This window comes from Polaromonas sp. P4_H1 (assembly GCF_056400945.1).
The window spans coordinates 181,356-202,381 of record NZ_JBFUKG010000006.1 but is presented as its reverse complement, the minus strand read 5'-3'; the positions used below and the strand labels follow the sequence as shown (position 1 = coordinate 202,381).

Here is a 21,026-nt window from a genome sequence, read left to right as displayed (position 1 = left end):
CAAAGTGTGAAGTAAGCCCATCAGGCGCGCTTCTTACGCAAGCGGTGTCGCTCAGGGGGTTATCTAAGCCTCATTCCTCGCCACGGCGATGGGACAGGGTGTAAGACAACCGAGAAGTCTGCGAGGCGGTCGCCAGTAATGTCGCTCATCCAGGCCCTTCCACTGAGGCGTGTTTGCGGCAAACCTTGGGAAACGTTAACTCTTTGATCTGAAAAGGAAATCATCATGAACTTCATCAAGAAATTCATTCGCGAAGAAGACGGCGTAACGGCCATTGAGTATGGCCTGATTGCTGCACTTATCGCTGTGGTCATCATTGCCAGCGTGACGATTGTCGGAACCCAGCTTGCGAAAGTATTCGGTTCTATCGGAACCGCATTGGCTTCGAGTTAAGCGGTTTCATGTTGTCGTTTGAAAATGCTCCTGGCGAGAGTCGGTACCGGGAGCATTTTTCAATAATAAAGGTCGAGCGAAACAATGAGAACTCATCTCATGAGCGACTTGGTGCCGCTGGAGGATGCGGTCACGACCATTGAATACGCCCTTTTGGGCGCATTGATCACCGTTGTCATTTTGAGTGCGGTAGCACTGGTTGGCAGCAAAACGCTTGGCTTGTGGGACATGGTTTCAAGGTGCGTTGAGGCGGCGGCAACCAGCGGCGGCAGTTGCCCCTGAAAACACCATGTGAACACCCTCACTAACTCAGGGACCATCATGACCCCGCAAGCGCTATCCCTGTTCGGCGACCTGTTTACTGAGGTCAACGTGGTCACCTTGATGACCCTGCTCGGCGTTGCGGCCTGGTTCGACATCAAGTCGAGGCGAATCCCCAACTGGCTGGTGCTGACCGGCCTCATTGCAAGCCTTGGCATTCAACTCCTGTTTAGCAATGGCAGTGCCTCTGTCTGGGGCTTGGGTGCCCTGGCCGGATTCGGGCTGTTTCTTCCCCTTTATATGGTGCGCGCCATGGGCGCCGGCGACGTCAAGCTCATGGCCGTGGTTGGCGGGTTTCTCGGTCCCGCCGCAGCCGTTGATGTCGTCCTGACGACCCTCGTCGCTGGAGGCGTTCTTGCCATTGCGGTCGCACTGTGGAGCGGCGCTTTACGGCACACCCTGGCAAATGTTCGCTTCCTGATGGTGGACACGATGTTCAAGGCCTTGCATGGCGGCAGCGCGCGAATAGATGCGCTACCAACCTTAGCGGGCAACCTTCCCTATGCGGTTGCCATAGCAGCCGGGACTTTTATTCACCTTGTTTTGGCGCACAGCGGGCATGCGCTCTTTGTATGAACACAAACACAAAATCAGCGCACCTGATGTTGCGCACCATGAATCCCAAAGAGCCAGTAATCTCTTTTGCTGGTGATGACGCGCCAGTGTCTCGTTCAGACCAGGCGTCGCCCGCGAACCGGCTTGGGACCAGGCAGCCACAGCAGTTGCTCGATTCGAAGGTCGTTAACTTGCTGGCCGGATTTGTCATGGCCGCGCTGTGGGGATTGTTTGCCTATCGCCACATGCTGGCGTTTCAAAACAGTGGGGAATGGATTTATGTGGTGATCTCTGTTTCGGAAATGCTGTCGGCCGCACTTTTCGTTTTTCGCAGCGCCCCGGTCACCGTTTCAACGGATCCGTTGGACTGGTTTTTTGCGCTGGCCGGCACGTTCACGCCGCTTTTATTCATACCTGCATCGTGGGGACTGCTGCCAGCAGCCAAGTACCTTGTTGTCCTCGGCACCGCCCTGCAGATTTTCGGCTTGCTCTCGCTCAATCGCAGCTATGCGCTCGTTGCTGCCAAGCGAAAGATCAAAACAAAGGGAATGTACAGATTTGTGCGTCATCCCATGTACGCGAGTTACCTGGTGCTATTCACCGGATACATCCTTTCAAACACCACGTGGTGGAACCTCCTTCTTTACATGATGTCGCTGGGGTTCCTGTTTGTCCGCCTGGTCCGGGAAGAAAAACACCTTGCCGTAGATCCCGTTTATGCCGAGTATGCGAAGCGAGTGCGCTTTCGCGTAATTCCATATGTATTTTGATAATTGTTGATACTTTTTTCGATCAAAAAAATCGTGCCAACAAAAAAACAGGGAGTAGTAAAAAATGCTTGCTGAAGCCAATACGGAACACACCGTGATCAACCTCGAATCGGCCGTTGCTCCCTTGCCCCGTGCGCCGCGCACGCCGGAAGAAACCGGCCTGCCTTTTTTGTTTCTGGTCGAGCTTGTCGCCAAAATGCTTTTTGTGCGCGGGCAGGTTCGCCTGGTCGAGCTTTCTGCCCACCTCAAGCTTTCCGTCAGCGTACTGGACCCGCTGATCGTGTTCCTGCGCGCCGAGAAGCTGTGTGAAGTCACGCGCCGGGGCGACAGCGGTACCGATGCGGACCTCACCTACAACCTCACCGACCTTGGTCGCGCCAGGGCTGCGGAATTTTTGAGCCGCAACGCCTATACCGGCCCCGCTCCCGTCACCCTGGCCGCGTACAACGCGCAGATCAATGCACAAAGCGTTGCGCAGATGTGCATCACCCGCGAGGACATGGCCAATGACTTCACCGGTGTTGTGGTGAGTCCCATTTTGCTGGAACAACTGGGTGCCGCCGTCAACTCCGGGCGGGCTATTTTTATTCACGGTCCTGCCGGCGCCGGAAAGACCTACCTGGCCGAACGCATGACCGGCCTTTTGAAGGGCAACATATCGGTGCCTTATGCCATTGTGGTCGATGGTGAAGTCGTGCAGATCTACGACCCGATCGTGCACAGGCCCGTGAACGACGCGTCAGAAAAATCAAGTGGACTCGACAAACGCACTCCGCTTGACACCCGCTGGGTCCGTGCCATGCGTCCGGCAGTGGTCACTGGCGGTGAGCTCTCCCTAGAGATGCTGGATCTGCAGTTTGACCATGGCACGCGTTTTTACCAGGCGCCACCCCATCTCAAGGCCAACAACGGCATTTTCGTTATTGACGATCTGGGCCGTCAGCGTTGTTCGCCAGTCGAGTTGATGAACCGCTGGATTGTTCCGATGGATCGACGTGTGGACTATCTCTCGCTGCACACCGGCTACAAGTTTCAGATTCCCTTCGATGTGATTGTGGTGTTCTCTTCAAACATGCCGCCCGAGCAACTGGCTGATGGCGCATTCCTGCGGCGGCTGGGCTACAAGATCCACGTCGGATCGCTGACAGAGCTGCAATATGAACAAATATTCCGCCAGGTGTGTGAGGAGTTCCACGTGCCCTACACAGCAGAGGCCTTCCATTACCTGCTGAATGAGCTTCATTACAAGGAAATGCGTCCACTGCTTGCCTGCTATCCGCGTGACATCCTCGCGCAGGTTCGCGATCTGGCGCGGTATGACGGAAAGGCGCCTGTTCTCGATGCCGGGGTGTTGGACTGGGCCTGGAATAACTACTTTGTGGGTTCGTGACGCTAACGCTCTGAAAAAAGAACTCATACCGGAATCATCAACAGCAGTGATGAATAGGTAATGAATAGGTAATGAAGAGGTGATGGACCATGTTGGACTATGTTGGACTAAACAGAGGGGGTGAGAAATGAGAAACACACGTGCATTGGTGATGATCGCCGTGGCGGTCGTCCTCGCATTTGGAGCAGTCGTCGTGGCTGCCCGCTGGATCAGTGCCCAAGCCTCAGCAGACACCAGCAAGGTTGCGGTTGCCACTGTTGACATCAGTCTCGGCGCCAGGCTGAGCCCGGAGATGGTCCGCATGGTCGATTGGCCGGCGAGTGCCATGCCGCCCGGCGCCATCACCGATGCCAAACAGGTCGAAACCCGCGTCACGCGCACCAGCATCCAGCGCGGCGAACCCATCATGGAGGGCAAGCTTGCGCCGCCCGGTACACAAGGTGGCCTTTCTGCCGTGGTTGCCGATGGAAAACGTGCCATGACGGTACGCGTCAATGACGTCGTCGGCGTAGCCGGGTTTGCCCTGCCCGGCAATTTCGTGGACATTCTCGTCAATACCCAGGACGAAGCAGGAAAAGGCGGCGGAGGCAAGGACCTGACCATCTCGAAGATCGTGCTGGAACGCATTCTGGTGCTGGCCATTGCCCAGGAATCAAGCCGCGATGAAACCAAGCCCAAGGTCGTCAATGCTGTCACCCTCGAGTTGACGCCCGATCAAGCTGAAAAACTGGATTTGGCACGCAGCGTTGGCTCCCTCTCGCTGGTGCTGAGGAACCAGATCGATCCGAACCCGGTGAATACAAAAGGTGCGACCAAGACAACATTGCTTGATGTCAAGGCTCCAGCGCCCGAAGTCCGGCCCGCATCCGCGCCGAAGGTCGCAGTGAGACCCGTAGCAAAGCGGGTGGCCGCGCCTGCCCCCACTACTCCAGACCGCGTTGAGGTGATCAAAGGTCTGGAACGCAGCACCCAACAATTTTAAGAAAACCCGAAGGAGGTATTTGATGAGCACACTCCGCACCCAGGCAAGGCCGGCTTTAATTCGCATGGCATTTGCCGTAACAGGCGTGATGGCGGCTTCAACACTGGCGCATGGCCAGGTCGCTATCGAGGCAGGCAATCTCGCGGCGAAAAATCCCCCGACAGCCACTTCCGGGCCAGGGAAACAAGCCGCAACCGCCCAGCCCAAGGCCGTGGTCACTCAAGCGAGGGCTCCGATCACCGGCAAGGTCGAATTGGCGCCGCAAATCACCCTCTCGGAGGGCAAATCCACCCTGATGCGCCTGCCCTCCCCGGCAACACGGCTTTCCGTGGGTGACGCGCGAATCGCCGACGTGATTTTGCTCAACCCCAGCGAGCTGTACATGCTCGGCAAATCTGTTGGCTCCACCAACCTCATCCTCTGGAACAAAGCCAACGATGCGACCATCATCGACATCGCCGTCGGCATGGACACCGTGGCGCTGCGCTCGCGGCTCGATCAGATGTTCGCCAGCGAAAAAGATCTCAGGATCACGACGGCCGCCGACACCCTGATCCTCTCCGGCATGGTTTCCGATGTGGTCAAGGCTGACCAGATCCTTTCGGTCGCCAATGCCTACGTGCAGCGCAGCTCGCGCGGCGGCCAGACTGGCGGCGCATCGGGAGGTTCGACGGGTGGCCAGCAGTCCGACAATGTCAAGGTCGTCAACATGCTCTCCATCGCTGCGCCGCAGCAGGTCATGCTGGAAGTCAAGGTGGCCGAGGTCTCCAAGACGCTGGCAGACCAGTTGGGAGCCAGCATCGGCGGCCGCAAAACAACCGGAAGCTGGACCTACACCTTGCTGTCCAACCTGCTCACCGGCGCCGCCAGCAGTGTCGGAGCCTTCAAGAACAGCGGGAATTTTTTGACCATTGATGCACAAAAAGGTGATGGCCTGCTCAAGATATTGGCTGAACCCACGATCATGGCCATCAGTGGCCAGGAAGCCAGCTTTCTGGCAGGTGGAAAAATCTTCATCCCGGTCAAGACTGGCAACAACGGTGAAATCTCGCTGGAAGAGAAAGAATTCGGCGTTTCGGTGAAGTTCCTGCCCACCGTACTGGAAGGCGGCCGCATCAACCTCAAGGTCGCACCCGAGGTGTCGGATTTGAACCGCCAGGGCGTTGGCATTTCGGCCACTGGTTCGAGCACCACGGCAATTTTGCCTTCCTTCACCACACGCCGCGCAAGCACCACCGTCCAGCTATTCGATGGCCAAAGCTTCGCCATCGGCGGCCTGATCAAGAACAACGTCACAGCCAACATCAATGCCTTCCCGCTGCTCGGGGAAGTACCTGTGCTTGGCGCGCTCTTTCGCAGCAGCGATTTTCAGACCGACAGGTCTGAATTGGTCTTCATTGTGACCCCGCACCTGGTCAAGCCGTTGCCGTCAGATTACAAACTGCCGACCGACCCGTACGTCGAGCCCAGCCGCTCCGAGTTCTTCCTGGGCGGAAAAATGGAAGGCGCCGCGCCACCGGAAGACAAGAAACCGGATGGTTCTGCAACCGGCTTTGAAGTCAAATAGGAGAGCCATCATGAAACGCACTCACCTCTCTACCGCCTGCACCTTTTGCGGGTTATTCGGAATCTTGCTCGCAGTCACAGGCTGCGTGTCGCCAACGCCGCGCCTGGACCATGATTTTGGCAAGTCTGTCTCTCTGCTCAAAGTGCAGCAAATACTCAACCCTGAGGCGTCGCGCAATACCGATCCAGTCCAAGGGATGAACGGCAAGGCAGCCAAGAGCGGTTATGACGAATACCAGAAGTCATATCAGGCGCCTGCACCGCTCACCCCTTTGAGCATCACCGTAGGGAAATAGGGCGTTGTGTTAAACCCCGCTGGGGAGGTGAAGGCAATGAAAACGACATCGGAATATCGAAAAAGTGAACGTGGCGCCGTTGCCATCGTCTTCGGCCTGACCGTTGTCGTCCTGTTTGCGATGGGCGGCGTTGTTCTTGACCTCGGCCATCTCTATATCGCCAAAGCGGAATTGCAGAACGCCGCCGATGCCGCAGCGCTGGCCGGTGCGAAGGACCTCAACGAAACCACTGCCGGCATCAACGGTGCGGTCAGCAAGGCGCAAGCCATATCGGCGAAAAACAAGTACAACTTTGCTACCGACGTGACCTTGGCCTTGGCGAACATTGAATTTGGTCCCAGCCCGGACGGCCCCTGGTCCAGCGTTGCCGCGGCACAGGCTGCCCCGCAAGGCAAGACTTTCATCAAGGTAGATACCGGGCTCAAAGTGCTTGGCACTTATCTGATGCGCGTCGCAGGCGTCGACACAGTGAGTACATCGGGTCTTGCTGTTGCTGGCTATTTTGTGGTTGATGTGACCCCCCTGGGTGTCTGCGCCCTGGATCCGGTGAACCTGACAAACGTTATGCCCGGTACCAACGAACTGGTGGAACTGGGGTTTCGACGTGGCATCACCTACAACATTCCTGAACTGGGCCCATTGGGCGCAAGCGGTGTGCCGATGCTGCTCAATCCGGTAGACAGCCCACCCGCAGCTTGCGACCCCAGCCATTCCAGCGCAAACTTTACCGCGCCTTTTATCTGCCAGGGCAGTTCAACAATTGTGGGCTCTACTTTGCAGGTCTATGCGAATACCGGCTATTCGGCGGGCGCCATTGAAAAAGCATTCAATTCGCGCCTTGATGAGTTCCCAGGTGGGTCTGCCTGCGACCCGGCGACTTCGCCGCCAGACATCAATGTCAAACAATACGATTACACACTGCCGCCAACCGTGTCGCCACCGAGTGCTCCAGCCGACTGGATGAGTCCAGCGCCCACCCAGCAATCGATCAGCGTGGATCCGATCACGCAAAAACCGGTGGGTTTTCCGGGGAATCCACCAACCGCAGCCAACTTTGGCGTTTTATGGTCGCACTCCCACGCGGTACAGGCAGCCGGTGCAACGCCCACTTTTACAGTGGGAGCGCCCTTTTCACCAGCTGATTGGCCAACGCTCTACAACCCAGGGCTTTCCGCCACGGCGGGCTATCCCACCTCGGCGGCGATTCCGCCTTTCCCCGTGGGAACTTCGGCTTCCCCGTACAACGAGACAGCCTCCGGCTCGACTTTTAGATACTTCCAGCCCCCCCCCACACATCCTCCCGGCACGCGAAACCGTCGCCTGATGAAACTGGTGATTGTCGATTGCGCAGGCATCGGCGGTGGTGGCTTGTCTTGCGCAACTTTGCCAGTTAAAGGAATAGGCCGGTTTTTTCTTCAGTCGCGGGCGGATCTGACGGGAAACCCGAAGAAGGTTTACGGTGAATTTGCCGGTCTCGTGGAGCCGATCCCCATTTCAGACATCAAGCTGTACCGGTGAACCAAATGATCCCCGCAAAACCCATTCCAGCGAGACGGCAACCCAACAGCCAGCAGGGTGGTGCCGCCGTGGAATTCGCCCTCATTCTTGCGTTGCTGATCAGTATCCTCGCCGGAATTTTTGAATTTGGCCGCGCGTTCTGGTACTACGATGCGCTGACCAAGGCCACGCGGGATGGCGCGCGCCTGATGTCGGTCACAGACAAGGCCACTATCGACACGCCAGGCGTCGCGAATGCAAAAACACTAGTAGCTAATGCAGTGACAGATGCGGGCGTGCCCAATTTCACGACTGCAAACGTCAGTGTGACTTGCCTCGATGCGACTTTTGCTGATGCCTCTTGCACCAACGGCACCGCACCGGGCGGCGTGCGGGTTCAGATCATTGGCTACTCCATGACCATCGGTCAGTTCATTCCTTTCCTGCTTGGCGGAAGTTCTTCGTACACGGCAAACCTCTCACCGCACACCACCATGCGCTACATGCTGTGAGGAGTGAAAAAATGCGAACCTTACATTCACCAGCACATCCATCAGCGCATCCATCCCCATTCACGCGGCAAGGGGGTGTTGCCGCTGTCGAATTCGCCATCATTTCCCTGCTCTTTTTCACCATACTTTTTGCCATCCTCGAGTTCGGGCGGATGCTTTACGTTTACAACACCATGCAGGAAGTGACCCGGCGTGGCGCACGCGCGGCTGTGGTTCGCTGGATTGACCAGGTACCGGCGATTAAAAACATCGCCTTGTTCGGTGGTACATCGCTTCCGGCCGGTGATGAAGTCGCGGATTCCAACATCACCGTCACCTACCTGACAAAGACCGGCGCAGTGGTCAACCCATTCCCGACCGATCCCAGCGACAACTTCTCCGCCTGTGGAGACGCCACCCGAGCAGCCAGTTGCATTTACAGCGTGCGTGTCTCGATAGACAACGTGACATACAGCCCAATGGTCAGCCTGTTCAGTTTTCTGAATATCGGGCTCCCGACCTCTGTTGTCATCATGCATGCAGAAAGCATGGGATTTGAACTTAACTAGCAGACATGCATTACAACCCGCCTACACAGCCAAGGACTTGAATTGAAAATCGCAGTTGTCTCCCGGAACGACAAACATCTCACGGAGATAGCCAGGCTGCTCCGCGAGCGTAACTCCTCGGACGGAGTGGATGTCGTTTCCGGCACACTGGAAAAGCTGGCCGGTATCGCCGACCTTTCGTCGCCGGACGTACTGGTGCTGGACCAACCATCGGTAGAAGGCGGTGACCTGGAGCGGCTTGAGCGCCTGAGCCACCTGTATCCGCGCATGGCATTCATTCTTCTTTGCCAGCAGCATACGCCCGAGTTTCTCCTTCAGGCCATGCGCGCCGGGGTGCGCGAGGTCTTGTCGTCGCCCGTGAACGCTGGCGACCTGGTCGCAGCCATTCAACGCATTGAAGAAAAGATCGAAAGTCGCGCCCAAGCCCACGGCAAAGTGCTGGCATTCGTTTCCTGCAAGGGAGGCAGCGGCGCGACCTTCCTGGCGACCAACCTGGGTTACACATTGGCCGTGCAGGAAAAAAAGCGGGTTGCGCTTATTGACTTGAACCTGCAGTTCGGTGACGCCTCGCTGTTCGTCTCTGATCAAAAACCACAGGTAACCCTTTCAGAAGTCTGCCAGCAAATACACAGGCTGGATCCTTCGTTTCTTGCCTCGAGCATGCTCAACATCGATCCGAACTATGGCGTGCTGGCGGCCCCCGAGGACCCGACACACGCGAGCTACGTGAAGCCCGAGCATATCGACGTGATCCTCAAGCTCGCGAGGCGCCATTACGACTTCATCCTGCTTGACATGGGGCGGAGCCTGGACGCGGTGAGCATTCGCGCGCTGGACCAGGCCGACATGATTTTTCCAATTCTGCAAACCACCCTGCCCTTCATACGGGATGGCAAGCGGCTCCTGAACGTCTTTCGCTCTCTCGATTACCGCAAGGACAAAATTCATCTGATCGTGAACCGCCACGAGAAAAGCGGCGAAATCAGGCGGCAGGATCTGGAGGCCGCCTACGGTATGGAGGTCTTCAGAAGCATCCCCAACCACTACGAAGCCGCGGCGGCTTCAGTCAACCAGGGAGTACCCATATTAAAGCTCGCGAAAAACAGCCCGATTTCAAAGTCCCTGCAGGAATTTGCCAAATGGCTGGCGGGAGAAGAAGACCAGGCATCGCAGGGATGGTTCTCGCGGGTTTTTCAACGCGCTTGATGTACGGAGTTCAGGATTAGCCAGTCAACGGAGATATCGCCATGAATGCAGAGAACATCTCAATTCGGGAACGTCTGGGTACCGGTAACGGTGGTGGCGGCAATGTCAACGGCACTCAGACCAATAACGCGCCATTTTCCGGCCAGCGTCCGGGCGGCATCGACAACCGTGCCTATCAGGAACTGAAGCATCACATCCACCAAACCCTGCTTGACCGGGTCGACCTGGAAAGCATGCAGCGCCTTTCGCAGGGGCAGATTCGGGATGAGCTGAGGATGCTCGTGGAACGCCTGCTCGAAGAGGAAGTCGTCGTCATCAACGAGACCGAGCGAAAGAACCTGACGCGCGACATTCAGAACGAGATGCTCGGTTTTGGCCCGCTGGAAACGCTGCTGGCCGACCCCAGCATATCCGACATACTGGTCAACACCTACAAGCAGGTTTACGTGGAGCGGTATGGCAAGCTTGAACTGACCGACGTGACATTCTCCGATGACGCGCACCTGATGAAGATCATCGACAAGATCGTCTCGCGCGTCGGCCGCCGCATTGATGAGTCCAGCCCCATGGTGGACGCGCGCCTGCCTGACGGCTCCCGCGTCAATGCCATCATCCCGCCTCTGGCCATTGACGGGCCCATCATGTCGATTCGCCGTTTTGCCGCCAAACCGCTGCGCCTGGTCGATCTGGTGGAATACAAGAGCCTTACGGCTGAAATGGCGGAAATCCTGCAGGGGCTGGGCAAGGCCAAGGTCAACATCCTGATCTCGGGTGGCACGGGCAGTGGCAAGACCACCATGCTCAATGTAATCTCGGGTTTTATCAGCATGGCCGAACGCATCGTGACGGTGGAAGACGCCGCCGAACTCCAACTTCAGCAGCCGCACATCGTGCGCCTGGAAACACGCCCGCCAAACATAGAGGGCAAGGGCGAGGTGACCCAGCGGGCACTGGTGCGCAACGCGCTGCGCATGCGCCCGGACCGGATCATTCTGGGCGAGGTGCGTGGCGGCGAGGCGCTTGACATGCTGCAGGCCATGAATACCGGCCATGAAGGATCGATGGCAACCATACACGCCAACACCTCGCGCGACGCGCTCACCCGGCTGGAGAACATGGTCAGCATGGCCGTTGCGACCTTGCCCACCAAAGCCATGCGCCAGCAAATCAGCTCCGCGATCAGCGTGGTGGTGCAGGTGGCACGGCTGACCGACGGCAAGCGCAAGGTGATTTCCATCCAGGAGATCACCGGCATGGAAGGCGAGGTTATCACCATGCAGGAAATCTTTACCTTCAAGCAGACGGGGCTAGGCGAAAACGGCGCCGTTATCGGTTATTTCTGCGCCACCGGGGTCCGCCCGCGATTTCTGGAGAGACTGCAGGCGTTCGGTATCTCGATATCCGAAAAACTGTTTGACCCCACACGGCAATACCACTGAGGCAGCACTACTGAACGGCCATGGACTACCTTTACTACCTTTTTGCCACGCTGATTTTCATTGCGGTGGTCCTTCTGGTTGAGGGCCTCTACCTCAGCTGGAACTCTGCCAAAGGGCCTGAAGCCGAGCGCGTGGCGCGTCGCCTTCGCGTCATGTCGGCAGGCGGACATGGCGATGCGCCAAGCATTTCCATCACCAAGGAGCGGCTGCTGAGCGGAACGCCGTTCATGCAGCGCCTTTTACTGGAGATTCCGCGTGTTGGCAGGCTGGACCGTCTGCTACAGCAATCGGGGCTGTCCTGGAGCGTGGGCGAGTTCTTCGGCATGGCGCTGCTGGCGTTCCTGGTTGTTTTCTTCGCCTGTAGTTACCTCGCCATGCCCTGGCTGCTGCGGCTGGCGCTGGCGGGCGCTGCTGCCTTTCTCCCATTTCTTTATGTGACGAGAGCAAAGCGCAAGCGCCTGGATCGCATCGAGCATCAACTTCCCGATGCACTGGATCTGATGGGCCGGGCCTTGCGTGCCGGACACGCCTTCCCCACGGCGCTGAAGATGGTGGGCGACGAGATGAACGATCCGTTGGCAGGCGAGTTTCGCATCGCTTTTGACGAAGTGAACTTCGGCATCGCCATGCAGGATGCCCTCATGAACATGGCAACGCGGGTGCCCAGCACCGATCTGCGCTACTTTGTGATTGCCGTGCTGATCCAGCGTGAAACAGGCGGCAATCTTTCGGAATTGTTAACGAGTATCAGCGCCATCATCCGGGACCGGATCAAACTGATGGGGCAGGTGCGGGTGCTGTCTGCCGAGGGCAAGATGTCTGCCTGGGTTTTGTCGCTGCTGCCGTTCGGTGCGGCATTCATGATCCAGCTGACGAACCCCCAGTTTCTCGAGGTGCTGTACACCGACCCCGCAGGCCGCAAGATGATCGCTGTCGCCGTGGTCATGATGGTGCTCGGCATTCTCGTGATGCGCAAGATCATCCGTATCCGGGTGTGATGTGAACAAACCAGATTTTTCAGGAGCCAAAGCACCATGACCACCCTTCAACTTGCGTTTCTGGGGCTGATTTTTGTGGCTGTTTTCGGTGTCGTCATGTTGGCGCTGCGGCTGTTCGCCGCCAACCCCGTGCAGAATCGCCTCGATGTCGCCGTTGGCCGTTCAACTGCGATTGCCAGCGACGAACCCAGCCCATGGGTGGCGCGCATCATCAAATTGAGCGGCCCGCTGGCCAAGCTTTCCTTGCCCAGTGATGGCTGGGAAATGTCAACGCTCCGTAGCCGTTTCATGAATGCAGGCTTCCGCCAGCCTTCTGCTCCCGCCATCTACTTTGCCACCAAAACGACGCTGGCCACCGGCCTGCCGCTGGTTGCGTTTTTCCTTCTGACCACGGGCGGCGCCAAATACAGCACCAATACGCTGCTGTTCTGGTTGCTGTGTGCTGCAGCCATCGGCTACTACCTGCCCAACGTTTTGCTTAAGAACATGATTTCGCGCCGCCAGCGGGAGATTTTCGAAAGCTTTCCCGATGCCCTTGATTTGATGACCGTCTGCGTGGAGGCGGGACTTGCCATGGACGCGGCGCTCGCCCGCGTTGCCGCGGAGATCGGCCTGAAGAGCGCGGTGCTGAGCGAAGAACTTCAGCTGGTCACACTCGAACTGCGTGCAGGCAGCTCCAAGGAAAAGGCCTTGCGTAACCTCGCGCTTCGCACCGGTGTAGATGATGTCGACGCCCTGGTCGCCATGCTGATCCAGTCTGAACGTTTCGGCACCAGCATCGCCGACTCGCTGCGGGTTCAGTCAGACCAGTTGCGCACCAAGCGTCGCCAGCGCGCTGAAGAACAGGCGGCAAAAATTGCCCTGAAGCTGCTGTTTCCATTGATCTTTTTCATTTTTCCATCCCTGCTGGTCGTGCTGATGGGGCCTGCATTCATCCAGATTTACCGCGTACTGCTGCCCACCATGAGCGGCGGCAATTAAGAAATTTTGAGAAGGAGCTACATCATGTTCACACTCCGCCCAATCGTCATTGCCCTCGGTGCCTGCCTGCTGCAGGCGTGTGCGGCGCCACCCACGCAGAAGGAACTCGCCATGCAGCCCGTGTTGCGGGTGCGCCATTCGGCCGACCAGACGGCGGCGACCTATTACCAGCTCGGCAAATACCACCAGGAGCGCGGCAATGTCGATCTTGCGCGCGCCGCCTATGCTTATTCGGTAGAACTGGATGGCCGGCAACTGGAGGCACGCAATGCGCTCGCCGCCATTCACGCCCAGCAGGGCAGGCTTGAAGACGCCAAGGTGCTGCTGCTTCAACTTGTTGCCGATTACCCGGCGGTTGCGCATCCGTACAACAACCTCGGCTATGTTCAGTATCTGCAGGGCAATTACGATGCCGCCGTGAGTACGCTACAACGCGCACTGGTACTGGATTCGGAAAACCCGCGGACACGCAACAATCTCCAGGCGGCGAAAGTGGAGCTCGCAAAACTTGGTGAGCGTCCAGCCATTGCGCTGTCATCCACGCCGGCTGCGATAGGCACCCAAGGCGTGCTGCCGGCAGAGGCCTCTGCAAACACCACTGCAAACCGCAAGGATGAGATGCTGGTGACGGCAGCCAGCGCCCCCGTACCGCCCCCCTCCTCCATACCTGTACCCGCAGTGCAGCGCCCAGCCGAATCGGTGGTATCGTCGCCCGCGCCCACACCGCGAACGCAGGAGCTTGCGGTTGCGATCCCACCCTCGGTGCCGCAAACGCGCATGGAGGTGGTGCAGGTCGTGCCTAACGTGTTTGAACTCAGGCCCAAACCTGTCATGTCCCCTGTCGTTGCAGAAAAGCAGGCCGAAAAAGCGGTCGTGGCAGCAACGGCACCTGTTGCTACGCCGGCGATCACGCCCTCCGCCCTGGCGCTCGCCGCGGCCACCAAGCCGTCCAGGGTCGAGATTGCCAACGGCAACGGCATCACCGGCATGGCCAAACGAATCAAGGGTGTGCTTGGCAGGTACGGCATCGCCGTGAGCCGGCTGACCAATGATCGTCCTTTTAAGCAGCTGGACACCAAAATACAGTACCGGACTGGCTACGAACAGGCCGCAGAGGGCCTGAAACTTGCCCTGCGGGGCCATGCGGTCGTGGTGCCAGTCAATCACCTGTCGGGCAACACCGATGTGCGGCTGGTACTGGGAAAAGATGCTGTGGCGCACATGGCCCTGATTGAGGAATGGGCCAACCAGTCGCAACTGGCGTCAAGTGGGGAAGGCGAAATCAGCAACCACTGAGTACCCGCGGAAGACTGATCGCCCGCAGGCGCTTAGAACCTGTTTACGATCTATGTGGGGTCGCGCAAGTGGATTATCGGGATGGGATGCAAGGCGCAACATCCAGGCCAAGGCTGATGCCTTGGCTGATGTTGCAACGCCGCAGACCGCCCGAGAATCCACTTGCCCTGCGGGTTGGGACGAAATCGGGCGATTTGCTCACCAAATCCCTTGCATGGGCATCAGCCCATGCCGCGTGATGTTGGCAAGCAACTCATCCCGATTGCGTCCCAACGCGACCCCACATAGATCGTAAACAGGTTCTTACTGTGCAGGCGCGGCCGGCTGTCCGCCGGGATCCTTGAGGCCGAGCAATGCCGCGAGGGCCGGGGTGCGCAAGGCGCCTTCCTGCGTGACCACGGCGCCAGTCTGTGCATGCGTGCCAACGATGGTCGGGATGGAAGCGAAGCCGAAACGGTTCATCAATTCGGTGTTCTTTGCCACCGAGGCCTTTTGCATATCAATGTTGCTACCGGGATTGATACCGCCCCGCTTGGCGAGAAGCGAGGTTTCGTGCTCATCCATTGCGGCAATAGGGTCAGCGGCCGCCAGCAGGGTTGCCCCCTGGGAAGTACTGGACGAATTCAGCATACCCACCGGTATCCAGACAAATTTGGCTTGCGGCTTCAGGGGTTTGGCAGCGTTCCACAAGGCGGCGCAATGCGGGCACTGGGCATCAAAGAAAACATACACGGTGCGCGTGCTCAGGGTTGAGCCGACGGTAAAGCCCTTGGCCTCTGCGGCAATGGCATCTAGTGAGACCGGCGTGGCTGCAGCTTTTGCCGCCGTTGCGCCCGACGCTGCGTTCGGAGCGTCATTGCAGCCCGAAAGCAGCAGGCCTGCCGCAATGAGCACGGTGGGGAAAAATTTGAATGTCATGGCGGGATGAAATGAACAGCGGGAATGGGTTGGAAATGGGGCAGGAAATAGAGAGCAATAAAGGCAAGGATAGCGCAGTGCTCCGGTGTCCACCTGTCATCGCATTCTGTACCCTTCTAGATGCAATACGGTTCAGTTAGCACACCGCGTGCATTGCCGCTCATCTCCTTCCCCCGCTGGGGGAAGGCCGGGATGGGGGCTCACGGCGTGGGCATCGGGCCGCCGTACTGACCTGGTCGTCGCTGGCCCCCACCCCAACCCTCCCCCGGAAGGGGAGGGAGCTTCACGGGTCCTTAACTGAACCGTATTGCTTCTAGATGCCACCGTGTTGCCAGCCAGGCTGCGCGCAGCGCCTACTTGGGTTGTTGGCCCATCCCGGGCTTGTCGGCCAATGGGTCGGCCGGAGTACGCGCCTGCGGGGGTGACCTGTCGTCGTCGAACAGACCGGGCGCACCGCCAATCTGTGCGCCTTCGATCTGCAGCATGCGCAGCTTGGTCGCCACGCCACCGCCGGCCGAGAAGCCTCCCGAGCGGGCGCCCACGGCCAGCACACGATGGCAGGGCACGACGGGCGCAAAGGGGTTGTGCCCCAAGGCCTGCCCCACAGCGCGGGCGGCGCCCGGCTCGCCGAGCTGCGCGGCCACTTCACCATAGGTGAGCGTGCGGCCCGGCGCAATGGCGCGAGCGACCTCGTACACACGCTGGTGAAACGGCGGCACATCGCGCATGTCCAGCGCGATGTCGCTCAGGTCGTCCCGCTCGCCGTTCAGCAGAGCCGTGATGCGGGTGATCGCGGCCTGGGCTTCGGGCGAAGGAGGCATTTCGTGCATTCGCGGAAACAAGCGCTTCATGCGGGCGCGGGTCTGCGCCAGGCTGTGCTCGGGCAGCAGCAGGCCGGCCAGCCCACGCTCGCCCCAGGCGATGCCGCAGTGACCAATGGGGGTGTCGAAAAGCGCGAAGCCTTCGGTTGTCATAAATCATGATTATGGAAGCTTCCAGGCACGAGTGCTCAGTCCGGAAAATCCTGGCAAAGGCTGCAGGCCAATGTTTTATACAAGCCGACTAACCCGGCATGCCAACCGGCAAGGCGGCGCCTCGCCTTGACCTGCTGCGCGCAGCTCGTCAACCACCTCAAGCCGCGCGCAAAGCCTGCTTGAGCTGCTGTCCAATTTCAGGCTTGTCGGCGAACGGGTCGGTCGGATTGCGCGCCTGCAGCACATCCTCGAGGCGGGTCTGTACCGAATGGATGGCCTTGGGGTGGCTGTAGATGTAAAACTGGTTGGCCGCGATGGCGTTAAACACCAGTTGCGCAACATGGGCTGCGGTGACCTTGCCGGAACCGACGGCCTTGCCCGTCATGGCCTGCTGGATCATCTGGCTCTTGGTGGGCTTGTTGCTGGCAAGCTCCGCCGGGCGGTTGCGGTGACTCATGCCGATCCCGGTGGCCACAAAAAACGGGCACAGCACCGACGCGCCGATCTGGTCGGTCACCAGCGACAAGTCCTGGTACAGGGTTTCGCTCAAGGAGACCACGGCATGTTTGCTCACGTTGTACACGCCCATGTTGGGTGGGTTGAGCAGGCCGGCCATGCTGGCGGTGTTGACGATGTGGCCTTGCCAGGCGGGATCTTTGGCTGCAGCCTTCAGCATCATGGGCGTGAAGATGCGCACGCCGTGCACCACGCCCATGACGTTGACGCCCAGCACCCACTCCCAGTCCTTGACGGTGTTCTCCCAGATCAGCCCGCCGGAGCCGACCCCGGCGTTGTTAAAAACAAAATGCGGTGCGCCAAAACGCTCAAATACCGCCTTGCCCATGGCCTCCATCTGTTCGGCACTGGAAACATCCAGCCTGAAGGACAGCACCTGGGCCCCGGTGGCCTTGATCTCGGCGCTTGCCTGGTCCAGCGCATCCTGCTGCACATCAACAAGCACCAGGTTCATGCCCAGTTTGGCGCCCAGGCGCGCGCACTCCAGGCCAAAACCCGATCCCGCGCCGGTCAGCACCGCTGTCTTGCCTTTGAAATCCGTGATCATCTATCGCTCCTTCATACCTGAAATTTAAAAAATCGACCTTGGCCCAATACGGTTCAGTCAAGCCCTTGCCTCTGGTTTGTCACCCGGACTTGATCCGGGATCCATGGATTGCGGGTCAAGGTTTTGGTCATTCCGATTCAGGGTGAATAACTTAACTAAACAATATTGACCCTAGGCCGGGCGCAGCATTTCGATGTGGGGAATGTCGTCCTCGCTGTAAGGCGCCCCCGTTTTCACGAAGCCATGCTGCCGGTAAAACTGCTCCAGCCGCGCCTGGGCGCCGATCCGGATGGGTTGTGGGCCCCATTGCTGCGTCACGCTCGTGATGGCTTGGCGCATCAGCGCGTGTCCCGCGCCGCTGCCACGCTGCGAGCCAGGCGTGACCACGCGGCCTATGCTGGCCTCGGCGAATTTCACGCCGGCCGCAAAGCAGCGCGCATAGGCCGCCAGCTGGCCGGACACCGTGCCCAGCAAATGCATGGCCTGGACGTCAGCGCCATCGATGTCCTGAAAGACACAAGCCTGCTCGACCACAAAAACAGCACTGCGCAACTGCAGTACCTCGTACAGCTCCCGGCAGGTCAGCGCGTCAAAGGGAACAAATCGCCATGTGATCTCGCTCATGCGGGTGTGGCCGCTTTCAGTGAATAACCAATGCGCGGGAAGTGCACATGAACCGTGCCGGCCCGCTCGTCGGTGCGGCGCAGGGTGAAGTGCATGCGAGTGGCGGCGATCAGCTCGCCCTCGGTGGGCTCGGGGCCAAAGCTCTCGCCGCTGACCAGCACCCGGCTGCCCAGGGGGATGCCGTGCTCGTCTTGAAAAATATCGTCATGCAGCGGCGCCGGCGTGGAGGCGGTGGCCACGGCGATGGCCTCGGTGGAGCTGAATTTCTCCATGCTGCCGTGGCCAATGGCGGCCATTCGGTCCATCCACTCCAGCACGGCGGGCGTGGCGTTCAGGATGTCTGCCAGCACAGACGTGCGCACGCGGGTGAACCACAGCGGGTGGTACATCGCAAAGTCGGCAATGCACGGCACCTCTCCCAGCAGAAATGGCAGGTCATCGAGCATGTCGGATATCCGGCGCAGGTAGGACCTGTAAGCCGCTGCCGCGTCAGCCGGGCGCAGGCGCGGCATGCCTGCGCTCATGGCCTTGCGGTCTTCGCCAAAGGCTCGGGCCGCGTCGGGCCCGGCGTTGCCAAACATCTGTGCCATGCCCTTGGGCTGCGTGTTGAAGGCCATCGACGTCCAGAACAGCGTGTGGTCGGCCCAGTGCGCCAGGATGCGCGCCAGGCCCTTGCTCGGCTCCGGGTAGAGCTCGGGCATGGGCCGCAGGTGCTCCAGCACATCGCAGATCAGGGCGGAATCGCAGTAAATGTCTGCGCCTATTTGCAGCACGGGGGTCTTGCGGTAGCCGCCCGTCAGCGCCAGTACGTCGGGTTTGGGCATGATCATCGGGATGACGACGGACTTCCAGGGCAGGTTTTTGTAGCCCAGAATCAAGCGGACTTTCTCGGAAAAGGGCGACGTCGGGTAGTGGTGAAGAATCAGCTCTTGCATGGATGTCTCCTGGATCTGTCTGTGTCTATCGGGGCATCGCCCGAGCGATGATGCCGTCGAAATCGGTGCCCGCAGCCAGCGTGCCGAAGGCCTGGCCCCAGTTGCCGGAAATGCGCGAATCGCAAAATGCGCTGAACACCGGAGGCGGTGCTACTTGGTACAGCAACGACGCCTGCACGGCTAGCGCAACATCCTGCGCCAGCCGGCGGGCCTCCAGTTCGGTGGCCATGTTCTCCACCCGGGCCGGCAAGGCGGTGGCGAGGCGGTCCAGCGCCGGGTGCGCACCTTTGGCGGGTGATAGCTCATGCTCCAGTGCCGCCACGGCATCGGCCTTGCGCAGGGCGCGCAGCAAATCCAGCGCCATGATGTTGCCGGCGCCCTCCCAGATGGAGTTAAGCGGCATTTCGCGGTAGATGCGCGCCATGACGCCAGCGCCACCCTCCTCCACATAACCGTTGCCGCCCAGGCATTCCATGGCTTCCTGCGCAAAATGGCTGCCGCGCTTGCAGATCCAGAACTTGGCGATCGGGGTGAGCAGGCGCGCCATCACCGCTTCGTGCGCGTCAGCGGCCTTGTCGAACGCACGGGCCAGGCGAAGAGCCAGCGCCGTGGCGGCTTCCGACTCCAGCGCCAGGTCGGCCAGCACGTTGCGCATCAGCGGCTGGTCTATCAACAATTTGCCGAAGGCCTTGCGCTGCGACGTGTGGTTGAGCGCGAGACTCAAGGCCTGGCGCATCAGGCCGCTGGTGCCCAGGGCGCAGTCCAGCCGCGTCATGGTGCCCATCTCCAGAATTTGCGGAATGCCGCGGCCTTCTTCGCCAACCAGCCAGGCCTGGGCACCCTCGAACTCCACTTCGGAACTGGCATTGGCCTTGTTGCCCAACTTGTCCTTGAGGCGCTGGATACGGATGGCGTTCATGCTGCCATCAGAAAGAACGCGCGGCAGGAAAAAGCAGCTCAAGCCAGCCGGGGTTTGGGCCAGCACCAGGAAAGCGTCGCACATGGGGGCCGAGAAAAACCATTTGTGGCCCGTCAGGGTGTAACGCGCTCCCCAGCCGTCATGGCCCGCGGGCTCGGCGCGCGTGGTGTTGGCCCGCACGTCCGAGCCACCCTGCTTTTCGGTCATGCCCATGCCCATGGTGAGGCCGGCTTTGCCCTGCCATGGCTTGAGTTCAGGGTCATAGGCGCGGCGGGTAAGCCCGGGAGCCCAGTCGGCATAGATGGCTGGGTTGCTGCGCAACGCCGGCGTGACCGCATAGGTCATGGAAATCGGGCACAGCACCGATGGTTCGAGTTCCGTGAAGAGCATGAAGCCAGCGGCGCGTTCGACGTGCGGGGAGCCCTCACCCCTGCCCTCTCCCAGAGGGAGAGGGAGAGAATTCGCCGCGCTTACCCCCTCTCCCTYTGGGAGAGGGCTAGGGTGAGGGCTCCCCCAGGGCGTGCCATGCAGGCCCGCGCCTGTGGCCAATTTCATGAGCTCGTGGTAGCTCGGATGAAACTCCACTTGGTCCAGCCGTCGGCCAAAGCGGTCGTGGCTGTGCAGCTCGGGAACATGAATATTTGCCAGCCGCGCATGTGTTTGCATTTCTGCACTGCCCAGCGTGGCGCCCAGGGCTGCCAGCTCGGTGGTGTCCAGTGCCGGTGCATTGAACTTCAGCGCGTCGCGCAATGGCCGGTTGGTTTCGAACAGGTTGTAGCCTGCCAACGGCTCCGGCTGGTTGAAGACTTCATGGGTGATGTCCATGGCACGACTCCTGGCCTG

Annotated in this window: 22 protein-coding genes; 16 read left to right on the top strand and 6 right to left on the bottom strand. The window is 59.5% G+C overall.

Translation table 11 applies throughout. The features are described from left to right. The first annotated feature begins 225 nt into the window (after window positions 1-225). The 16 genes from AC1DS5_RS10435 to AC1DS5_RS10360 all read left to right on the top strand — a co-directional run bounded on the left by AC1DS5_RS10435 (window position 226) and on the right by AC1DS5_RS10360 (window position 14,750). Window positions 226-393, top strand: a complete 168-nt coding sequence (locus tag AC1DS5_RS10435) for a Flp family type IVb pilin (RefSeq protein WP_477718174.1) — start codon at window positions 226-228, stop codon at window positions 391-393. Between the two features lie 99 nt (window positions 394-492). Next, a complete protein-coding gene (locus AC1DS5_RS10430) occupies window positions 493-675 on the top strand; it encodes a Flp family type IVb pilin (protein ID WP_477718173.1) in 183 nt (60 codons plus the stop codon). A gap of 9 nt (window positions 676-684) precedes the next feature. Further along, window positions 685-1,290 (top strand): A24 family peptidase, encoded by a 606-nt coding sequence (locus AC1DS5_RS10425; RefSeq protein WP_477718172.1) that lies wholly within the window; start codon window positions 685-687, stop codon window positions 1,288-1,290. Next, window positions 1,287-2,039 (top strand): methyltransferase family protein, encoded by a 753-nt coding sequence (locus AC1DS5_RS10420; RefSeq protein ID WP_477718171.1) that lies wholly within the window; start codon window positions 1,287-1,289, stop codon window positions 2,037-2,039. The genes AC1DS5_RS10425 and AC1DS5_RS10420 overlap by 4 nt, the downstream gene beginning before the upstream one ends. A gap of 64 nt (window positions 2,040-2,103) precedes the next feature. Further along, window positions 2,104-3,429: an ATP-binding protein gene (locus AC1DS5_RS10415; RefSeq protein WP_477718170.1), complete on the top strand. Its 1,326-nt coding sequence runs from the start codon at window positions 2,104-2,106 to the stop codon at window positions 3,427-3,429. 127 nt (window positions 3,430-3,556) lie between these two features. Beyond that, window positions 3,557-4,411, top strand: a complete 855-nt coding sequence (gene cpaB / locus AC1DS5_RS10410) for a Flp pilus assembly protein CpaB (RefSeq protein WP_477718169.1) — start codon at window positions 3,557-3,559, stop codon at window positions 4,409-4,411. A gap of 22 nt (window positions 4,412-4,433) precedes the next feature. Next, window positions 4,434-5,978: a type II and III secretion system protein family protein gene (locus AC1DS5_RS10405; RefSeq protein WP_477718168.1), complete on the top strand. Its 1,545-nt coding sequence runs from the start codon at window positions 4,434-4,436 to the stop codon at window positions 5,976-5,978. Window positions 5,979-5,988: 10 nt separating this feature from the next. Continuing rightward, on the top strand, window positions 5,989-6,273 hold the full coding sequence (locus AC1DS5_RS10400; RefSeq protein WP_477718167.1) for a pilus assembly protein: 285 nt from the start codon (window positions 5,989-5,991) through the stop codon (window positions 6,271-6,273). Window positions 6,274-6,309: 36 nt separating this feature from the next. Then, complete coding sequence (locus AC1DS5_RS10395; RefSeq protein ID WP_477718166.1) at window positions 6,310-7,791, top strand: pilus assembly protein TadG-related protein; 1,482 nt, start codon at window positions 6,310-6,312, stop codon at window positions 7,789-7,791. Between the two features lie 5 nt (window positions 7,792-7,796). After that, complete coding sequence (locus tag AC1DS5_RS10390) at window positions 7,797-8,282, top strand: TadE/TadG family type IV pilus assembly protein (protein WP_477718165.1); 486 nt, start codon at window positions 7,797-7,799, stop codon at window positions 8,280-8,282. Between the two features lie 11 nt (window positions 8,283-8,293). Further along, a complete protein-coding gene (locus tag AC1DS5_RS10385) occupies window positions 8,294-8,830 on the top strand; it encodes a TadE/TadG family type IV pilus assembly protein (protein WP_477718164.1) in 537 nt (178 codons plus the stop codon). Window positions 8,831-8,872: 42 nt separating this feature from the next. Next, complete coding sequence (locus AC1DS5_RS10380) at window positions 8,873-10,036, top strand: CpaE/TadZ family protein (protein WP_477718163.1); 1,164 nt, start codon at window positions 8,873-8,875, stop codon at window positions 10,034-10,036. Between the two features lie 41 nt (window positions 10,037-10,077). Beyond that, the gene (locus AC1DS5_RS10375) at window positions 10,078-11,475 is read left to right on the top strand and encodes a CpaF family protein (protein WP_477718162.1); all 1,398 of its coding nucleotides are present in this window, start codon (window positions 10,078-10,080) and stop codon (window positions 11,473-11,475) included. Between the two features lie 20 nt (window positions 11,476-11,495). Beyond that, window positions 11,496-12,473, top strand: coding sequence for a type II secretion system F family protein (locus AC1DS5_RS10370; protein WP_477718161.1), 978 nt, complete (start codon window positions 11,496-11,498; stop codon window positions 12,471-12,473). Window positions 12,474-12,509: 36 nt separating this feature from the next. Beyond that, the gene (locus tag AC1DS5_RS10365) at window positions 12,510-13,454 is read left to right on the top strand and encodes a type II secretion system F family protein (RefSeq protein WP_477718160.1); all 945 of its coding nucleotides are present in this window, start codon (window positions 12,510-12,512) and stop codon (window positions 13,452-13,454) included. A 24-nt stretch (window positions 13,455-13,478) separates the two neighbouring features. Further along, window positions 13,479-14,750, top strand: a complete 1,272-nt coding sequence (locus AC1DS5_RS10360; protein WP_477718159.1) for a LytR C-terminal domain-containing protein — start codon at window positions 13,479-13,481, stop codon at window positions 14,748-14,750. Between the two features lie 303 nt (window positions 14,751-15,053). Here the strand turns inward: AC1DS5_RS10360 and AC1DS5_RS10355 are convergent, their stop codons facing one another. From AC1DS5_RS10355 to AC1DS5_RS10330, 6 genes are all read right to left on the bottom strand, one after another. Then, entirely contained in the window at window positions 15,054-15,668 is a 615-nt protein-coding gene (locus AC1DS5_RS10355) for a thioredoxin fold domain-containing protein (RefSeq protein WP_477718158.1), read from the bottom strand. Between the two features lie 353 nt (window positions 15,669-16,021). Further along, the gene (locus tag AC1DS5_RS10350; RefSeq protein ID WP_477718157.1) at window positions 16,022-16,642 is read right to left on the bottom strand and encodes a methylated-DNA--[protein]-cysteine S-methyltransferase; all 621 of its coding nucleotides are present in this window, start codon (window positions 16,640-16,642) and stop codon (window positions 16,022-16,024) included. A gap of 157 nt (window positions 16,643-16,799) precedes the next feature. Then, the gene (locus AC1DS5_RS10345) at window positions 16,800-17,705 is read right to left on the bottom strand and encodes an SDR family oxidoreductase (protein WP_477718156.1); all 906 of its coding nucleotides are present in this window, start codon (window positions 17,703-17,705) and stop codon (window positions 16,800-16,802) included. Window positions 17,706-17,876: 171 nt separating this feature from the next. Further along, entirely contained in the window at window positions 17,877-18,329 is a 453-nt protein-coding gene (locus AC1DS5_RS10340) for a GNAT family N-acetyltransferase (RefSeq protein WP_477718155.1), read from the bottom strand. Then, on the bottom strand, window positions 18,326-19,264 hold the full coding sequence (locus tag AC1DS5_RS10335; protein WP_477718154.1) for a glutathione S-transferase family protein: 939 nt from the start codon (window positions 19,262-19,264) through the stop codon (window positions 18,326-18,328). The genes AC1DS5_RS10340 and AC1DS5_RS10335 overlap by 4 nt, the downstream gene beginning before the upstream one ends. A 25-nt stretch (window positions 19,265-19,289) precedes the next feature. Beyond that, window positions 19,290-21,008, bottom strand: coding sequence for an acyl-CoA dehydrogenase family protein (locus AC1DS5_RS10330; protein WP_477718153.1), 1,719 nt, complete (start codon window positions 21,006-21,008; stop codon window positions 19,290-19,292). Between the last annotated feature and the right edge of the window lie 18 nt (window positions 21,009-21,026).

Coding starts and splice junctions, on each gene's coding strand:
- AC1DS5_RS10435 (WP_477718174.1), top strand. CDS start 226: ATGAACTTCATCAAGAAATTCATTCGCGAAGAAGACGGCGTAACGGCC.
- AC1DS5_RS10430 (WP_477718173.1), top strand. CDS start 493: ATGAGCGACTTGGTGCCGCTGGAGGATGCGGTCACGACCATTGAATAC.
- AC1DS5_RS10420 (WP_477718171.1), top strand. CDS start 1,287: ATGAACACAAACACAAAATCAGCGCACCTGATGTTGCGCACCATGAAT.
- AC1DS5_RS10415 (WP_477718170.1), top strand. CDS start 2,104: ATGCTTGCTGAAGCCAATACGGAACACACCGTGATCAACCTCGAATCG.
- cpaB (WP_477718169.1), top strand. CDS start 3,557: ATGAGAAACACACGTGCATTGGTGATGATCGCCGTGGCGGTCGTCCTC.
- AC1DS5_RS10405 (WP_477718168.1), top strand. CDS start 4,434: ATGAGCACACTCCGCACCCAGGCAAGGCCGGCTTTAATTCGCATGGCA.
- AC1DS5_RS10400 (WP_477718167.1), top strand. CDS start 5,989: ATGAAACGCACTCACCTCTCTACCGCCTGCACCTTTTGCGGGTTATTC.
- AC1DS5_RS10395 (WP_477718166.1), top strand. CDS start 6,310: ATGAAAACGACATCGGAATATCGAAAAAGTGAACGTGGCGCCGTTGCC.
- AC1DS5_RS10390 (WP_477718165.1), top strand. CDS start 7,797: ATGATCCCCGCAAAACCCATTCCAGCGAGACGGCAACCCAACAGCCAG.
- AC1DS5_RS10385 (WP_477718164.1), top strand. CDS start 8,294: ATGCGAACCTTACATTCACCAGCACATCCATCAGCGCATCCATCCCCA.
- AC1DS5_RS10375 (WP_477718162.1), top strand. CDS start 10,078: ATGAATGCAGAGAACATCTCAATTCGGGAACGTCTGGGTACCGGTAAC.
- AC1DS5_RS10370 (WP_477718161.1), top strand. CDS start 11,496: ATGGACTACCTTTACTACCTTTTTGCCACGCTGATTTTCATTGCGGTG.
- AC1DS5_RS10365 (WP_477718160.1), top strand. CDS start 12,510: ATGACCACCCTTCAACTTGCGTTTCTGGGGCTGATTTTTGTGGCTGTT.
- AC1DS5_RS10360 (WP_477718159.1), top strand. CDS start 13,479: ATGTTCACACTCCGCCCAATCGTCATTGCCCTCGGTGCCTGCCTGCTG.
- AC1DS5_RS10355 (WP_477718158.1), bottom strand. CDS start 15,668: ATGACATTCAAATTTTTCCCCACCGTGCTCATTGCGGCAGGCCTGCTG.
- AC1DS5_RS10350 (WP_477718157.1), bottom strand. CDS start 16,642: ATGACAACCGAAGGCTTCGCGCTTTTCGACACCCCCATTGGTCACTGC.
- AC1DS5_RS10345 (WP_477718156.1), bottom strand. CDS start 17,705: ATGATCACGGATTTCAAAGGCAAGACAGCGGTGCTGACCGGCGCGGGA.
- AC1DS5_RS10340 (WP_477718155.1), bottom strand. CDS start 18,329: ATGAGCGAGATCACATGGCGATTTGTTCCCTTTGACGCGCTGACCTGC.
- AC1DS5_RS10335 (WP_477718154.1), bottom strand. CDS start 19,264: ATGCAAGAGCTGATTCTTCACCACTACCCGACGTCGCCCTTTTCCGAG.